The organism is Burkholderia sp. JKS000303, assembly GCF_002563755.1.
GTDB lineage: Bacteria > Pseudomonadota > Gammaproteobacteria > Burkholderiales > Burkholderiaceae > Burkholderia > Burkholderia anthina_B.
This window is the reverse complement of record NZ_PDBZ01000001.1, coordinates 1911115-1925246: the sequence shown is the minus strand read 5'-3', so window position 1 is coordinate 1925246 and position 14132 is coordinate 1911115. Positions and strand designations below refer to the sequence as shown.

Sequence of the window (14132 nt, the reverse complement as noted above, 5' to 3'; positions counted from 1 at the left end):
CCGCGCCCTGCTCCGTCGAACGGACCGCACGACCGGACAGCCCGGTTCTGCGGTCCGTATCTTTTTCAGCGCTCGGTTTCGCCTTTCGCCGACAACCCGTAGCGCTTCATCTTCTCGTACAGCGTCGCCTTGCCGACATGCAGCCGGTCGGCCGTCGCGGCGACCGCGCCGCCCGTCTGGTTCAACGCCTCGGCAATCACCGCACGCTCGAACTGTTCGATGCGCTCCTTCAGCGTCTGGTCGCTCTCCGCGTCGTCGCCGTTCGCGCCGGCGTCCTGCGGCATGTCGGCGACGCCGAGCACGAAGCGGTCGGCCGCGTTGCGCAGCTCCCGCACGTTGCCGGGCCAGTCGCGCTGCATCAGGCTCGCGCGCTGCCGGTCGGTCAGCACCGGTGCGGGCCGCCCGTAACGCACGGCCGCGTCGAGCATGAAGTGCTCGAACAACGGCACGATGTCCTCGCGGCGCTCGGCGAGCGGCGGCAGCGCGATCGTCACGACGTTGAGCCGGTACAGCAGGTCGCGCCGGAACGTGCCGGCCGCGACGAGCTCGCTCATGTCGCCTTTCGCGGCCGCGACGACGCGGCAGTTCACGCGGATCGGCTGGTTCGAGCCGAGCCGCTCGAGCACGCCGTCCTGCAGCACGCGCAGCAGCTTCACCTGCAGCGCGAGCGGCATGCTTTCGATTTCGTCGAGGAACAGCGTGCCGCCGGATGCGTATTCGAGCTTGCCGACACGGCGCTTCGCCGCGCCCGTGAATGCACCGGGCTCGTAGCCGAACATTTCCGACTCGAACATCGGCTCGGGCAGCGCGCCGCAGTTCACCGCGATGAACGGCTTGTCGCGGCGCGGCGACAGCTCGTGCAGGCTGCGCGCGATCAGTTCCTTGCCGGCGCCGGTGTCGCCGTTGATCAGCACCGACGCGTCGGTCGGCGCAACGTTCGCGATCAGCTTGCGGACCTGTTCGATCGCGGGGCTCCGGCCGATGATGCGCGGTGCAACGATGTTCTGCCCGGCCAGTTCGCGCCGCAACGCATGGTTCTCGAGCACGAGCTCGCGCCGCTCCAGCGCGCGGCGCACCGTCTCGATCAGGCGCTCGGCCGCGAACGGCTTTTCGATGAAGTCGTACGCGCCGTCGCGCATCGCCTGCACGGCCATCGAGATGTCGCCGTGGCCGGTGACGAGGATCACCGGCACGTCCGGCACGCGCTCGCGACACTGCGCGAGCAGGTCGAGTCCGCTCGCGCCGGGCAAGCGGATGTCGCTGACGATCACGCCGGCGTTTTCAGAGACGATTGCCTTGTCGGCCGCTTCGGCCGATTCGAACCCGATGACGTCGAACCCCGCGAGCTGGAGGCTTTGCACGCTCGCCCGGCGAACGAGCGCGTCGTCTTCGATATAGATCACTTGCAGCCGGTTGGCCATCGTAGTCACTTGCTCCTGACGGGCTACGCGGCGGGGTTGCGCGCGCGGCTCTCGTTGATGCGGTCGTGCGACCGGGTCTGCGGCGGGCCCTAGTGCGAGCCCGCCGGCTCGGACACGGAGTCCGGATGATGCGTGCGCGCGCGCCGCAGCGTCAAGACGAACAGCGCGCCGCCGGACGGCGCATTGCGCGCGGTCAGCGTACCGCCCGCGTCGCTCGCGATCGACGACGAAATCGCGAGGCCGAGCCCGAGCCCGCGCCCCATTTCCTTCGTCGTGAAGAAGGGTTCGAACAGGCGCGGCAGCAGTTCGGGCGCGATGCCGGGGCCGTTGTCGCGCACCTCGATCGACAGCGTCGCGACCGACACCGCGATCGTCACCTCGATCGCCGGTGCCGGGGTCGTCACACCCGCGCTCGCCACCGCGTCGAGCGCGTTGCCGAGCAGGTTGATCAGCACCTGTTCGAGGCGCAGGTCCTCGCAGCGGGCGACGAGCTGCGGATAGTCTTGCGCCAGGTCGAGCGGCGCATCCTGCGCGGGCGACACCGTCGCATCCTGCAACGTCAGCGTGAGCGCGACGCCGCGCAGGCGCTCGCCGAGCAGCGACAGCACGCTGCGCAGCGCGCGCACGACGAGCGCCTGCTCGTTGCGCGGCTTCGCGCGGCCGACGAACAGCTTCAGTTGATTGGTGATCTTGCCCATCCGCTCGGTCAGCGCGGCGATCGCCTCGAGGTTCTCGCGCGCGGCCGCCTGCTCGCCGCGATCGAGCAGCACGCGCGTGTTGTCCGAGAAGCTGCGCAGCGCCGCGAGCGGCTGGTTCAGTTCGTGCGTGATGCCGGCGGCCATCTGGCCGAGCGCGGCGAGCTTGCTCGCCTGGATCAGTTCGTCGTGCGCGGCGCGCAACTCCTGTTCCGCGCGGATCCGGTCGCCGACTTCCTTCTGCAATTGCTCGTTCGCTTCCGACAGGTCGGCCGTGCGCTCCTCGACGCGCCGGTTCAACTGCGCATACGCCTGCTGCAGCAGCGCACGGCCGCGGATCATCTCGCGCACGCGCGCGCGGCGCATCCGCCAGTAGAACGCGAGCAATGCGACCGACACGAAGCCGAAGCCCGTGACGATCGTCGCGTTGCGCGCGTCGGCGTCCACCGGTGCGATCGGCGCGAGCGTGACGAGCAGCCAGTCGGGCTCGCCGATACGCCGCTTCGACGCGAGGAAACGTGGCGCACCGAGGCCCGGGCCGAACCGCACGATCTCCGCATCGGGGCCGAGCACCTGCTCGACGCGCAGCGGCAGCGGCGTGACGGGCTGCTGCGCGTACTGGCGCGTCTCGTAGATCGACGCGGCGACCGGCCCCGTCAACGGATGCAGCGTGTGGTATTTCCATGCAGGCACGGACGACAGGAACACGACGCCGTGATCGTCCGCGACAACGAGCGGCTCGGACGCATCGGCGCCCTGGAACCATTCGAGATTGAGCTTCACGACGACCACGCCCGCGATCCGCCCGTCGCGCCACACCGGCTGCGAGATGTAGTAGCCCGGATCGCGCGAGATCGTGCCGATGCCGAAGAAGCGGCCGACCTGGCCGTTCATCGCGTCGATGAAATAAGGACGGAAACGATATTCGATCCCGACGAAGCTGTCGGGCGCGCGCCAGTTGCTGGCGGCCACGCACAGGCCGTCCGCGCCGATCACGTAGGTGACGGTCGCGTGCGCGTGTTCGTTGAGGTCTTCGAGATAGCGGTTCGCGCGCGCGGTGAAATCGGCGCGCTTCGGCTCGGCGAGGAGATCCTGCACGTACGGATGGCTGCCGAGCAGATAAGGCAGCGATTCGTAGCGATCGAGCGTGCTCTTGAGCGCGTTGGTGGTGCGATCGACGCGCACCGCGGCGTTGCGCTGCAGCTCCGCGACGCCGCGCCGCCACGTGATGGTCCACGTCAGCGCGCACGCCGCGGCGAGCGCGGCGGCAAGCATGACGAGGATGAGCAGACGGCGCTTCACGGACGAGACTTCCTGGCGATGCGGATCACCTATTGTGTCATAGGGCTCCGCATCGCCGCTCTGGCCGCCGCGCGGCGCGCCGCCGGCGGGCGGTGCCGCCGCCTGCTCCTTCATGATGTCAGACGCCGGCCGTCTCGGTCGTCGTGACCTCGCCACCGCCCTTGAGCGCCTGGCGCAGCTTGTTGCGGTCGAGCTCCTTCTCCCACGCCGACACGACGACGGTTGCGACACCGTTACCGACGATGTTGGTCAGCGCGCGGCATTCGCTCATGAAGCGGTCGATGCCGAGGATCAGCACCATGCCCGACAGCGGGATCGTCGGCACGACGGCGAGCGTCGCGGCGAGCGTGATGAAGCCCGCGCCCGTGACGCCGCTCGCGCCCTTCGACGTCAGCATCGCAACCGCGAGCAGCGTAAGCTGCTGCATCCACGTCAGTTCGATGTTGGTCGCCTGCGCGATGAACAGCACGGCCATCGTCATGTAGATGTTGGTGCCGTCGAGGTTGAACGAGTAGCCGGTCGGCACGACGAGGCCGACGACCGAACGCGAGCAGCCGGCCTTCTCGAGTTTTTCCATCAGCTGCGGCAGCGCGGCTTCCGACGAGCTCGTGCCGAGCACGATCAGCATCTCTTCCTTGATGTACGACACGAAGCGGATGATCGAGAAGCCCGTGAAGCGCGCGATCGTACCGAGCACCACCAGCACGAACACCACCGACGTCAGATAGAACGTGCCGATCAGCTTGAGCAGCGGCACCAGCGAGCCGACGCCGTACTTGCCGATCGTGAACGCCATCGCGCCGAATGCACCGATCGGCGCCAGCTTCGTGACGATGTGCACGATGCCGAACAGCACGCGCGTGAGGCCGTCGATGAAGTCGGTGACGACCTTGCCGCGCTCGCCGAGGTGCGCGAGCACGCTGCCGAACAGCATCGCGATCAGCAGGATCTGCAGGATTTCGCCCTGTGCGAACGCATCGACCATCGTGTTCGGGATGATGTGCATCAGGAAGTCGACCGTCGACTGCCCGTGCGCCTTCGCCGCGTACGACGCGACGGCCTTGCTGTCGAGCGTCGCCGGGTCGATGTTGAAGCCGACGCCCGGACGCAGGATGTGCGTGGCCGCGAGGCCGAGCAGCAGCGCGAAGGTCGACACGATCTCGAAGTACAGCAGCGCCTTGCCGCCGACGCGACCGACCTTCTTCATGTCCTCCATGCCGGCGATGCCGGTGACGACCGTACAGAAGATGATCGGGCCGATCACCATCTTGATCAGCTTGATGAAGCCGTCGCCGAGCGGCTTCATGTCGGTGGCGATCGACGGGTAGTAGTGGCCAAGGATCACGCCGACGATGATGGCGAAGATCACCTGCACATAGAGCACTTTGTAGATGGGTTTCTTCTTCACGATGGTTCCTGCTGAAGTAGATGAGCCGGTGGAAACGGCGTCACGCGCGCGGACGAATGTCGGGGAAGAAGCACCCGCCCGCGCGGCTGCCGTGCCGCAACAAGCGATGCCTCAGGACGTCCGGAGGGGGAGGAAGGCAGTGGTCATCGATTGTCTCCTTGGTTTAATAGTCAGGCCGGGGGATGGCCGTGCTTTTCATATTGCAAGGTCGATGCCAGGTCTCCGGAAGCCATCAAGCCATTGTTTTTATTGAATTTCTCATAATGCGGCAGGCAAGAAAATCCGGGATTCCGGATTTCCGGAAAACATCCGTCCGGTGATCCGGACGGATTCATGCTTTCCTCAGACGAACGGCCCGGTCGATCTACACGATCCGGTCCGCATGCAGCCGCGCCAGCTCGTCCGCCGACAGCCCGAGCCAGTCGCCCAGCACGTCGTCCGTATCGGCGCCGAGCACCGGCGGCGCACTCCGCACCGGCAACCGCGCGCCGTCGAAGCGATACGGCGGCGCCAGCACGTCGACGCCGCCCGCGACCGGATGCGGCTGCCGCGTGACGAGCCCCGCGCGCGTCGCGCGTTCCGACGTCAGCGCGTCGTGCAGCCCGAGCACTTCGCCGCACGGAATGCCCGCTTCGGCGAGCGCCGCAAGCAGCGTCGCGCGCGGCCGGCGCGCGAGTTCGCCGCGAATCTCCGGCAGCAGGTCGGCGCGGTTCTGCGAGCGGCCGAGGTTGGTCTTGAAGCGCGCGTCGGCTGCGAGGTCGGGCCGCTCGATCACGTCGCAGAAGCGCGTGAACTGCGTGTTGTTGCCGACCGTGATCACGAGCGGACCGTCGGCCGCGTCGAACACGCCGTACGGGACGATCGACGGATGCGCGTTGCCGTAGCGCGGCGGATCCTCACCCGTGAGCAGCGCGTCGAGTCCGTAGTACGCGGTAATCATCAGCCCGCAGTCGAACAGCGCCATCTCGATGCGACGCCCGCGCCCCGTCGCATGACGTTCGTACAGCGCGGCGAGAACCGCCTGCGCCGAATACATGCCGGTGAACAGGTCGACCGCCGCGACACCGAACTTCAGCGGCGGCTGGCCGGCCTCGCCGTTCAGCGCCATCAGCCCGGCCTCGCCCTGCACGACGAGGTCGTAACCGGGCCGCGCGGCCTCCGGGCCCGAACGGTCGTAGCCCGAGATCGCGCAATGGACGAGCCGTGGATTCAGCTCGGCCAGCGCGTCGTAGCCGAGCCCGAGCTTTTCCGCGCCGCCGGACTTGAAGTTGTGGATCAGCACGTCGGCCTGCGCGGCCAGCTCGCGCGCGATGCGCTGCCCTGCTTCGGTCTGGAGGTCGACGCAGATCGACCGCTTGCTGCGGTTCACGCTGTTGAAGTACGTCGTCTCGGTATTGCCGACGCGCAGCCCCCAGTCGCGCGTGTCGTCGCCGCGCGCCGGATGCTCGACCTTGATCACTTCCGCACCGAAATCGGCGAGCACCATCGCGCTCCACGGTCCCGCGAGCACGCGCGAGAAATCCAGCACCTTCACACCGGCCAGCGGTAACGCGCGCGGTTCGTTCGTCATGCCTGTCGCCTCCATTCGCGTGGCGTGCGCTTACTGTTTCGACAGCGCGATATAGCGCGCGAGATGATGATCCTCGTCGCCGAGCTGGTGATCGATCATCACGAGCCGCTTCGCGTAGTGCGACAGCGGCAGCTCCCACGTCATGCCGATCCCGCCGTGCAACTGGATGCTCTCCTCGGCGACCAGCGTGCCGATCCGGCCGATGCTGAACTTGGCCGCCGCGAGCGCGCGCTCGCGCACCGCGCGCGGCGCATCGAGCTGCGCGGCCGCATTGATCACGGCCGAGCGCGCCTGCTCGATTTCGAGCAGCAGGTCGGCCATCCGGTGCTGCAACGCCTGGAAGCTGCCGATCGGGACACCGAACTGTTTGCGCGTGCGCAGATACTCGAGCGTCGCCTCCTTCGCGACGTCCATCGCGCCGAGCGCCTCCGCCGACAGCGCGAGCAGCCCGTAGCCGAGCACGCGTTCCAGCAGCGCAGCGCCGGCCTCTCCGTCGTGCTCGCCGAGCACGGCATCGGCCGGCAGCGCGACGCGCTCGAAGCGCACTTCCGCCGCGCGGCCGCCGTCGATCTTCCGGTAGTCGCGCAGCGACACGCCCGGCGCGTCGGCAGGCACGACGAACAGGCCGATGCCGGCCGCGTCGTCGTCGTGGCCGGACACGCGCGCGCTGACGACGAAGAACGCCGCCTGCGCGGCCTGGTCGACGACGCCCTTCGCGCCCGTCAGCACCCAGCCGTCGGCCGTGCGCTCGGCGCGCGTGCGCACGGTGGTCAGTTCGTAGTGCGAGCCCGGTTCGTCGTGCGCGAACGCGGCGCTCGCGCTGCCGTCGATCAGCGCCGCGAGCTTGTCCGCATGCGCGGCGCCGCCGGCGAGCGACAGCGCCCGGCCCGCGAGCAGCGCGCCGAGGAACGGTTCGACCACGAGCCCGCGCCCGAGGCATTCGAACACCACGGCGATGTCGAAGCCCGCGCCGCCGAAGCCGCCGTCGGCTTCGGGAAACAGCGCGCCGACCGCGCCGAGCTCGGCAAAGCGCTGCCACATCATGCGATCGAAGCCTTCGGCCGACTGCGCGATGCGATCGCGCACCGGGAATGCGTACTGTTCGGCGATGAAGCGGTTCAACGTGTCCGCCAGCATCCGGCGGTCTTCTGTGTGCTGGAAATCCATCGTCGCGTCCCTCGTTACAGCCCGAGCATCATCTTCGCGATGATGTTCTTCTGGATCTCGTTCGAGCCGCCGAAGATCGACAGCTTGCGGTTGTTGAAGTACTGCTGCGCGGCGCTCGCGGCCTCGTCCGGGCCGACCGGCTCGCCGCGGCCGTCCGCATGGTCGGCATCGAGCGCATCGTCGACGAACGGCTGCGCGTACGGCCCCATCGCGCGGCGCATCAGCGCGGTGATCTCCTGGCGGATCTGCGTGCCGCGGATCTTCAGCATCGAGCTTTCCGCGCCCGGCACGCCGCCGCCCGCGACCGCCGCCAGCACGCGCAGGTTGGTCGTGCGCATGTTCTCCAGCTCGATCTCGACGCGCGCGACGCGCGCCGCGAAGAACGGATCGTCCGCGAGCGGCCGGCCGTTCTTCGTCACCTTCGCGGCGACCGCGCGCAGCCGGTCGAGCGCGGCCGTCGAGAAGCCGATCCCGGCGATGTTGGTGCGCTCGTACGTGAGCAGGTATTTTGCGTAGGTCCAGCCGCGGTTCTCTTCGCCGACCCGGTTTTCCACCGGCACGCGCACGTCGGTGAAGAACACTTCGTTCACCTCGTGTTCGCCGTCGAGCGTGATGATCGGGCGCACTTCGACGCCCGGCGTGTTCATGTCGATCAGCAGGAAGCTGATGCCTTCCTGCTTGCGCACGTCGGTCGCGGTGCGCACGAGGCAGAAGATCATGTTCGCGTAGTGGCCGAGCGTGGTCCACGTCTTCTGGCCGTTCACGACGTAATGGTCGCCATTGCGCACCGCGCTCGTCTTCACCGATGCGAGATCGGAACCGGCGCCCGGCTCCGAGTATCCCTGGCACCACCAGTCGGTGCCGTCGAGAATGCGCGGCAGCCAGTGACGCTTCTGCGCGTCGTTGCCGTACTTGATCAGCACGGGCCCGAGCATGTTCAGGCCGAACGGGACGATGCGCGGCGCGCCCGCAAGCGCACATTCGTTGTCGAACAGGAACTTCTGCGCGACGCTCCAGCCGGGGCCGCCGTATTCGCGCGGCCAGTGGCTCGCGAGCCAGCCGCGTGCGTTGAGGATCGCGTGCCATTCGCGCATGTCGTCGCGCGTCAGATGCAGGCCGCCCTTCACCTTGCGCGCAGTGCGCTCGGGCAGTTCGGCTTGCAGGAAGCGCTGCACGTCGGTGCGAAACGCTTCCTCTTCGGGAGTGAAATTGAGGTCCATCGTGAGTCCGTTGCGAATGCGGTTGGCGTTCAGTCGACGCGGTTCAGGCTCGCGAAATCCGCGCCGCGCTCGACCAGTTCGACGATGAGCGGCGAAGGCTTCCAGAACAGCGGATCCTCCTGCGCGAACGCGCGGATGTCGGCGAGCACGTTCGCGAGGCCGACGGTGTCCGCGTAGTGCATCGGGCCGCCGCGATAGCGCGGGAAGCCGTAGCCGTACAGGAACACCGCGTCGACGTCGAGCGGGCGCAGCGCGATCTTTTCGTACACGACGTTCGCGCCTTCGTTGATCATCGCGGCGAGGTAGCGGCGCAGGATCTCTTCGTCGCTGAATTCGCGCGGCGTGACGCCCTTCTTCGCGCGCTCGTCGGCGACGATCGCGTCGACTTCCGGATCCGGCGTGCCGACCCGCGCGCCGTCCGGGTACAGGTAATAGCCGCGCGCGGTCTTCTGCCCGAACCAGCCGCGCTCGCACAGCCGGTCGGATATCTCGACGTAGCGCGCGCGCGGATCGCGCGTCGCCGCGCGGCGCTTGCGGGTCGCCCAGCCGATGTCGCCGCCCGCGAGGTCGACGACCTGGAACGGCCCCATCGGAAAGCCGAATGCGCGCACCGCGCGATCGATCTGGTACGGCGACGCGCCGTCTTCCATCAGGTAGTCGGCCGCGGTGCGGTAGACGGCGAGGATCCGGTTGCCAATGAAGCCGTCGCACACGCCTGCGCGCACCGGCGTCTTCTTCAGTTGCTTCGCGAGCGCGAACGCGGTCGCGACGACGTCCGCACTCACGCGCGCCGGCACGACGATTTCGAGCAGCTTCATCACGTTGACCGGCGAGAAGAAGTGCAGGCCGATCACGTCGCCGGGCCGGTCGGTGCCGGCCGCCAGTTCGTCGATGTCGAGATACGACGTGTTGGTCGCGAGCACCGCGCCCGGCTTGCACACGCGCGCGAGTTCGGCGAACACGGCCTGCTTCACGGCCATGTCCTCGAACACGGCCTCGATCACGACGTCGGCCTGCGCGAGCGCGTCGTACGACGTGCTGCCCTTGAAGCGCGCGAGCCGCGCCGCGTGTGCGGCCGGCGTCATGCGCCCCTTCGCGACGAGGCCGTCGTACACCTTCTCGACATGCGCACGGCCGCGCGCGAGCGACGCTTCGTCGCGTTCGATCATCGTCACCGGCAGCCCGGCGTCGAGTGCCGCGACCGCGATGCCCGCGCCCATCGTGCCGCCGCCGACCACGCCGATCCGCTCGACCGGACGCGCGCTCGCGCGGCGCGCCTCGGGCGCCTTCGCGGCTTCGCGTTCCGCGAAGAATGCGTGCACGAGGCCCGCGCGCTGCGGGCTGTCGATGCATTGCAGGAACAGGCTGCGTTCGAGCTTCATCCCGGCGTCGAACGGCTGCGTGAGCGCGGCCTCGACCGCGTCGACGATCTTTGCCGGCGAGAACAACCCGCGCGACTTCTTCGGCAGTTCGGCGCGCGCCGCGTCGATCGCGGCCTGCGCGGCCACGCGATCGGCAAGACCCTGCGCGTCGCGCGTGCGCCGCACCGGTGCGCCGAGCGACACGAGTTCCTGCGCGTAGGCGAGCCCTTCGGCAAGCGTGTCGTCGCTGTGCGCGACGCGATCGACGAGGCCGAGCGCGAGCGCTTCGTCGGCGCTCGCGTGGCGCCCCGTCAGCATCAGGTCGAGCGCGGCCGTCGCGCCGATCAGGCGCGGCGCGCGCTGCGTGCCGCCCGCGCCGGGCAGCAGGCCGAGCGTGACTTCGGGCAACCCGAGCTTCGCGCCGGGCACCGCGAGCCGGTAATGCGCGGCGAGCGCGACCTCGAGGCCGCCGCCGAGCGTCGCGCCGTGCAGCGCGACCACGACCGGCTTCGCGCTCGACTCGATCCGCTCGCACACGTCGGGCAGCGACGGCGGCACCGGCGGCTTGCCGAATTCGCGGATGTCGGCGCCCGCGATGAAGTTGCGGCCGGCGCCGACGATCAGCACCGTGCGGATCGCGTCGTCGGCCTGCGCGGCGTCGAGCGCGTCGGCGAGGCCGCGCCGCACATCGGCGGACAGCGCATTGACGGGCGGATGGTCGATCGTGACGACGAGCACCTTGTCGCGCCGTTCGCGCGTGACGGTGCCGGCCGGAGTTGCGGGGAAAGCGGGTGAGTTCATCGTGTCTCCTTGACGCGGCGGCGGGTGCGCCGGCGCCGGGTACGGACCTCGCGGCCACGCGCACGGCGCCGGGGCACCTGCCCCGGTCCCGCACGAAGCGGGCCAAGATCCGGCGATACGCCGGGCATGACTCGATTCTCGATTGATCGAGATTTATTGACAATTCCCGCACGCCTTTACAAGCTGTCAAGTCCGACTTGACACTGAATGCTTTCGGACCGTTTCAGATCGTGTTGGATCGTTAAACGGGACGGATCAGGAGACACCCGCATGGACCTGAACGCGCTGACGCTGCTCGTCGAGATCCTCGACGCGGGCAACCTGAGCAAGGCCGCGCAGCGACTCAAGATGAGCCGCGCGAACGTCAGCTACCGGCTGAACCAGCTCGAGCGCTCGATCGGCCAGCAGCTCGTGCGGCGCACGACGCGGCGCATCGAGCCGACCGAGATCGGGCTGAAGCTGTACGAGCACGGCCGGCGCATCCGCAACGAACTGCTCGCCGCGCAGGAATCGGTGACGACGCTCGGCCAGGACCTGCAGGGCCGCGTGCGGCTGTCGGTGCCGAGCGGCTATGGGCAGATGGTGATGTCCGAATGGCTGCTCGCGTTCAAGCGGCTGCATCCGGGCATCGTGCTCGACGTGGTGTTCGAGAATCGCGTGGAGGACCTGATGCGCGACGAAGTCGACATCGCGGTCCGCGTGATGTCGGAGCCGCCGCAGAATCTCGTCGCGCGCGACATGGGCACGGTGCGCTACATCGCGTGCGCGTCGCCCGCGTTCGCAGCCGCGCACGGGATGCCCGCGAGCCTCGACGCGCTGGCTGCCTCGCCGGTCGTCACCGCGACGGTGCTGGGGCGGCATCTGCGGATCGCCGCGTATCTCGGCGATGAGCGCCACGAGGTGCTGCTCGAGCCCACGCTGATTTCGGAGAACTTCCTGTTCCTGCGTCAGGCGATCCTCGCCGGGATCGGCGTCGGCATCGTGCCCGACTACGTGATGCAGGACGACATCCGGCGCGGCGCGGTCGTCACGTCGCTCGACGCATACCGTCTCAGCATCTTCGGCACGCACATGTACATGCTGTACATGCCGAACCGGCACCACACGCGCGCGACCTCGACGTTCATAGAGTTCATCCTCGAACAGGCCGGAAAGACCGGCCGGGGCGGGCCCGGCGGGATCCGTCAGGGTTTCCTGTCGGGTGACAATCCGCCGGCCGCGCGGCGACAATAGCCCGCCGCCCGTGCGGAGCGCGTGCCGCGCACACGCCGCCGCCTTCGAATTCACCGTTGCCGAGGGTTCCATGTTCGACCGGATTCGTCCGCATTCGCGTCCCCCGACGCTCGTCGCCGCGCTCGCGCTCGTCGCGCTCGTCACGTTCAACGCCGGCTGCACGTCGCCGTCCGCACCGTCGGGCGCCGTCGTCCCGGTTGCCGCCGCGTCGGGCGCCGCGGTGCCGCTGCCCGGCGTTCACGCGCCCGAACTGTCGTCCGGCTGGACCGACAAGCCGGGCTGGACCTCGCAGCACTTCATGATCGCGGCCGCGAACCCGCTCGCGACGCAGGCCGGCTACGACATGCTGAAGGCCGGCGGCACCGCGATCGACGCGGCGATCGCAACCCAGATGGTGCTCGCGCTCGTCGAACCGCAATCGTCGGGGCTCGGCGGCGGCGCGTTCATGCTGTACTTCGACGGCCGTGCGACGCAGGCGTACGACGGCCGCGAAACCGCGCCGGCCGCCGCGACCGATCGCCTGTTCTACGGCCCGACCGGCCAGCCGATGGGGTTCTACGAAGGTGTCGTCGGCGGGCGTTCGGTCGGCACGCCGGGCGTGCTGCGCATGCTCGACGCCGCGCACCGCGCGCACGGCAAGCTGCCGTGGCGCCGGCTGTTCCAGCCCGCGATCCGGCTCGCCGAGCACGGCTTCACCATCAGCCCGCGCCTGGCGATGCTGATCGCGAACGACAAGTACCTGATGAACGATCCGGCCGCGCGTGCGTACTTCTACAACAAGGACGGCACGCCGAAGGCGGCCGGCACGGTGCTGAAGAACCCCGCGCTCGCGACCGTGCTGCGCCAGGTCGCCGACCGCGGCGCGAATGCGTTCTACACCGGCGCGATCGCGCGCGACATCGTCGCGAAAGTGCGCAAGCATCCGACCAATCCGGGCCTGCTGTCGCTGCAGGATCTCGCGCGCTACAAGACGAAGGTGCGTGCGCCGCTGTGTACCGATTACCGGCGCTCGGTCGTCTGCGGGATGCCGCCGCCGTCGTCGGGCGGCCTCGCGATCGCGCAGATGCTCGGCATCCTCCAGGCGATGCCCGACTGGCAGCAGATCGGTGTGCAGAAGCCGGTCCGCACCGAGCTCGGCTACGAGCCGACGCCGTTCGCCGCGCACCTGTTCAGCGAGGCCGGCCGCCTCGCGTATGCGGACCGCGCGCGCTACGTCGCCGATCCCGATTTCGTGCCGCTGCCGGGCGGCAACTGGGCGAGCCTCACCGACAAGACCTATCTCGCGCAACGCGCGCGCCTGATCGGCGACAACAGCATGGGCATCGCGCAGGCCGGCACGCCGCAGGGCGCGACGCTCGCGATGGCCGACGACCACAGCCCCGAATTGCCGTCGACGTCCGACATCGCGATCGTCGATCGCTACGGCCAGGCGCTGTCGATGACGACCAGCATCGAAGACGCGTTCGGTTCGCGGCTGATGGTGCGCGGCTTCCTGCTGAACAACCAGCTCACCGATTTCTCGTTCGTGTCGAGCGAGAACGGCCGGCCGGTCGCGAACCGCGTGCAGCCCGGCAAGCGGCCGCGCTCGGCGATGTCGCCGGAACTGGTGTTCGACCAGAAGACGAAGCAGGTGACGATGATCGTCGGTTCAGCCGGCGGCCCCGCGATCATCAACCACGTCGCGAAGGCGCTGATCGGCGTGCTCGACTGGGGGATGACGATGCAGCAGGCGATCGCGCTGCCGAACTTCGGGTCGATGAACGGGCCGACGCAGCTCGAGCGCGGACGCGTATCGGATGCGCTCATCGACGGGCTGAAGGGCCGCGGGCATGACGTGCAGCTCGTCGAGATGAACTCGGGACTGCAGGGGATTCAGCGGTTGAACGTGCAGGGGCAGACGGTGTGGTTCGGTGGTGCGGACCCGCGGCGCGAAGGCGTGGCGATGGGGGATTGA

At 68.8% G+C, this 14132-nt stretch carries 9 protein-coding genes; 2 read left to right on the top strand and 7 right to left on the bottom strand.

Annotation, left to right across the window (positions count from 1 at the left end; genetic code table 11):
- Positions 1 to 65: 65 nt before the first annotated feature.
- The 7 genes from BX604_RS09335 to BX604_RS09305 form a co-directional block, all read right to left on the bottom strand.
- Entirely contained in the window at positions 66 to 1421 is a 1356-nt protein-coding gene (locus tag BX604_RS09335; RefSeq protein ID WP_098550493.1) for a sigma-54-dependent transcriptional regulator, read from the bottom strand.
- A gap of 89 nt (positions 1422 to 1510) precedes the next feature.
- Positions 1511 to 3532, bottom strand: coding sequence for a sensor histidine kinase (locus BX604_RS09330; protein ID WP_098550492.1), 2022 nt, complete (start codon positions 3530 to 3532; stop codon positions 1511 to 1513).
- 4 nt (positions 3533 to 3536) lie between these two features.
- Positions 3537 to 4826: a dicarboxylate/amino acid:cation symporter gene (locus tag BX604_RS09325; RefSeq protein WP_098550491.1), complete on the bottom strand. Its 1290-nt coding sequence runs from the start codon at positions 4824 to 4826 to the stop codon at positions 3537 to 3539.
- Between the two features lie 364 nt (positions 4827 to 5190).
- Positions 5191 to 6396 (bottom strand): CaiB/BaiF CoA transferase family protein, encoded by a 1206-nt coding sequence (locus BX604_RS09320; protein WP_098552796.1) that lies wholly within the window; start codon positions 6394 to 6396, stop codon positions 5191 to 5193.
- A gap of 30 nt (positions 6397 to 6426) precedes the next feature.
- Positions 6427 to 7563 carry an acyl-CoA dehydrogenase family protein gene (locus tag BX604_RS09315; RefSeq protein ID WP_098550490.1) on the bottom strand — a complete coding sequence of 379 codons (1137 nt, stop codon included), beginning with the start codon at positions 7561 to 7563 and terminating at the stop codon, positions 6427 to 6429.
- 14 nt (positions 7564 to 7577) lie between these two features.
- Entirely contained in the window at positions 7578 to 8783 is a 1206-nt protein-coding gene (locus tag BX604_RS09310; protein WP_098550489.1) for an acyl-CoA dehydrogenase family protein, read from the bottom strand.
- Positions 8784 to 8812: 29 nt separating this feature from the next.
- Positions 8813 to 10945, bottom strand: coding sequence for a 3-hydroxyacyl-CoA dehydrogenase NAD-binding domain-containing protein (locus BX604_RS09305; RefSeq protein ID WP_098550488.1), 2133 nt, complete (start codon positions 10943 to 10945; stop codon positions 8813 to 8815).
- Positions 10946 to 11215: 270 nt separating this feature from the next.
- Between BX604_RS09305 and BX604_RS09300 the strand changes: the two genes are divergently transcribed.
- A complete protein-coding gene (locus BX604_RS09300; RefSeq protein WP_098550487.1) occupies positions 11216 to 12178 on the top strand; it encodes a LysR family transcriptional regulator in 963 nt (320 codons plus the stop codon).
- A gap of 70 nt (positions 12179 to 12248) precedes the next feature.
- A complete protein-coding gene (ggt, locus tag BX604_RS09295; protein ID WP_098550486.1) occupies positions 12249 to 14132 on the top strand; it encodes a gamma-glutamyltransferase in 1884 nt (627 codons plus the stop codon).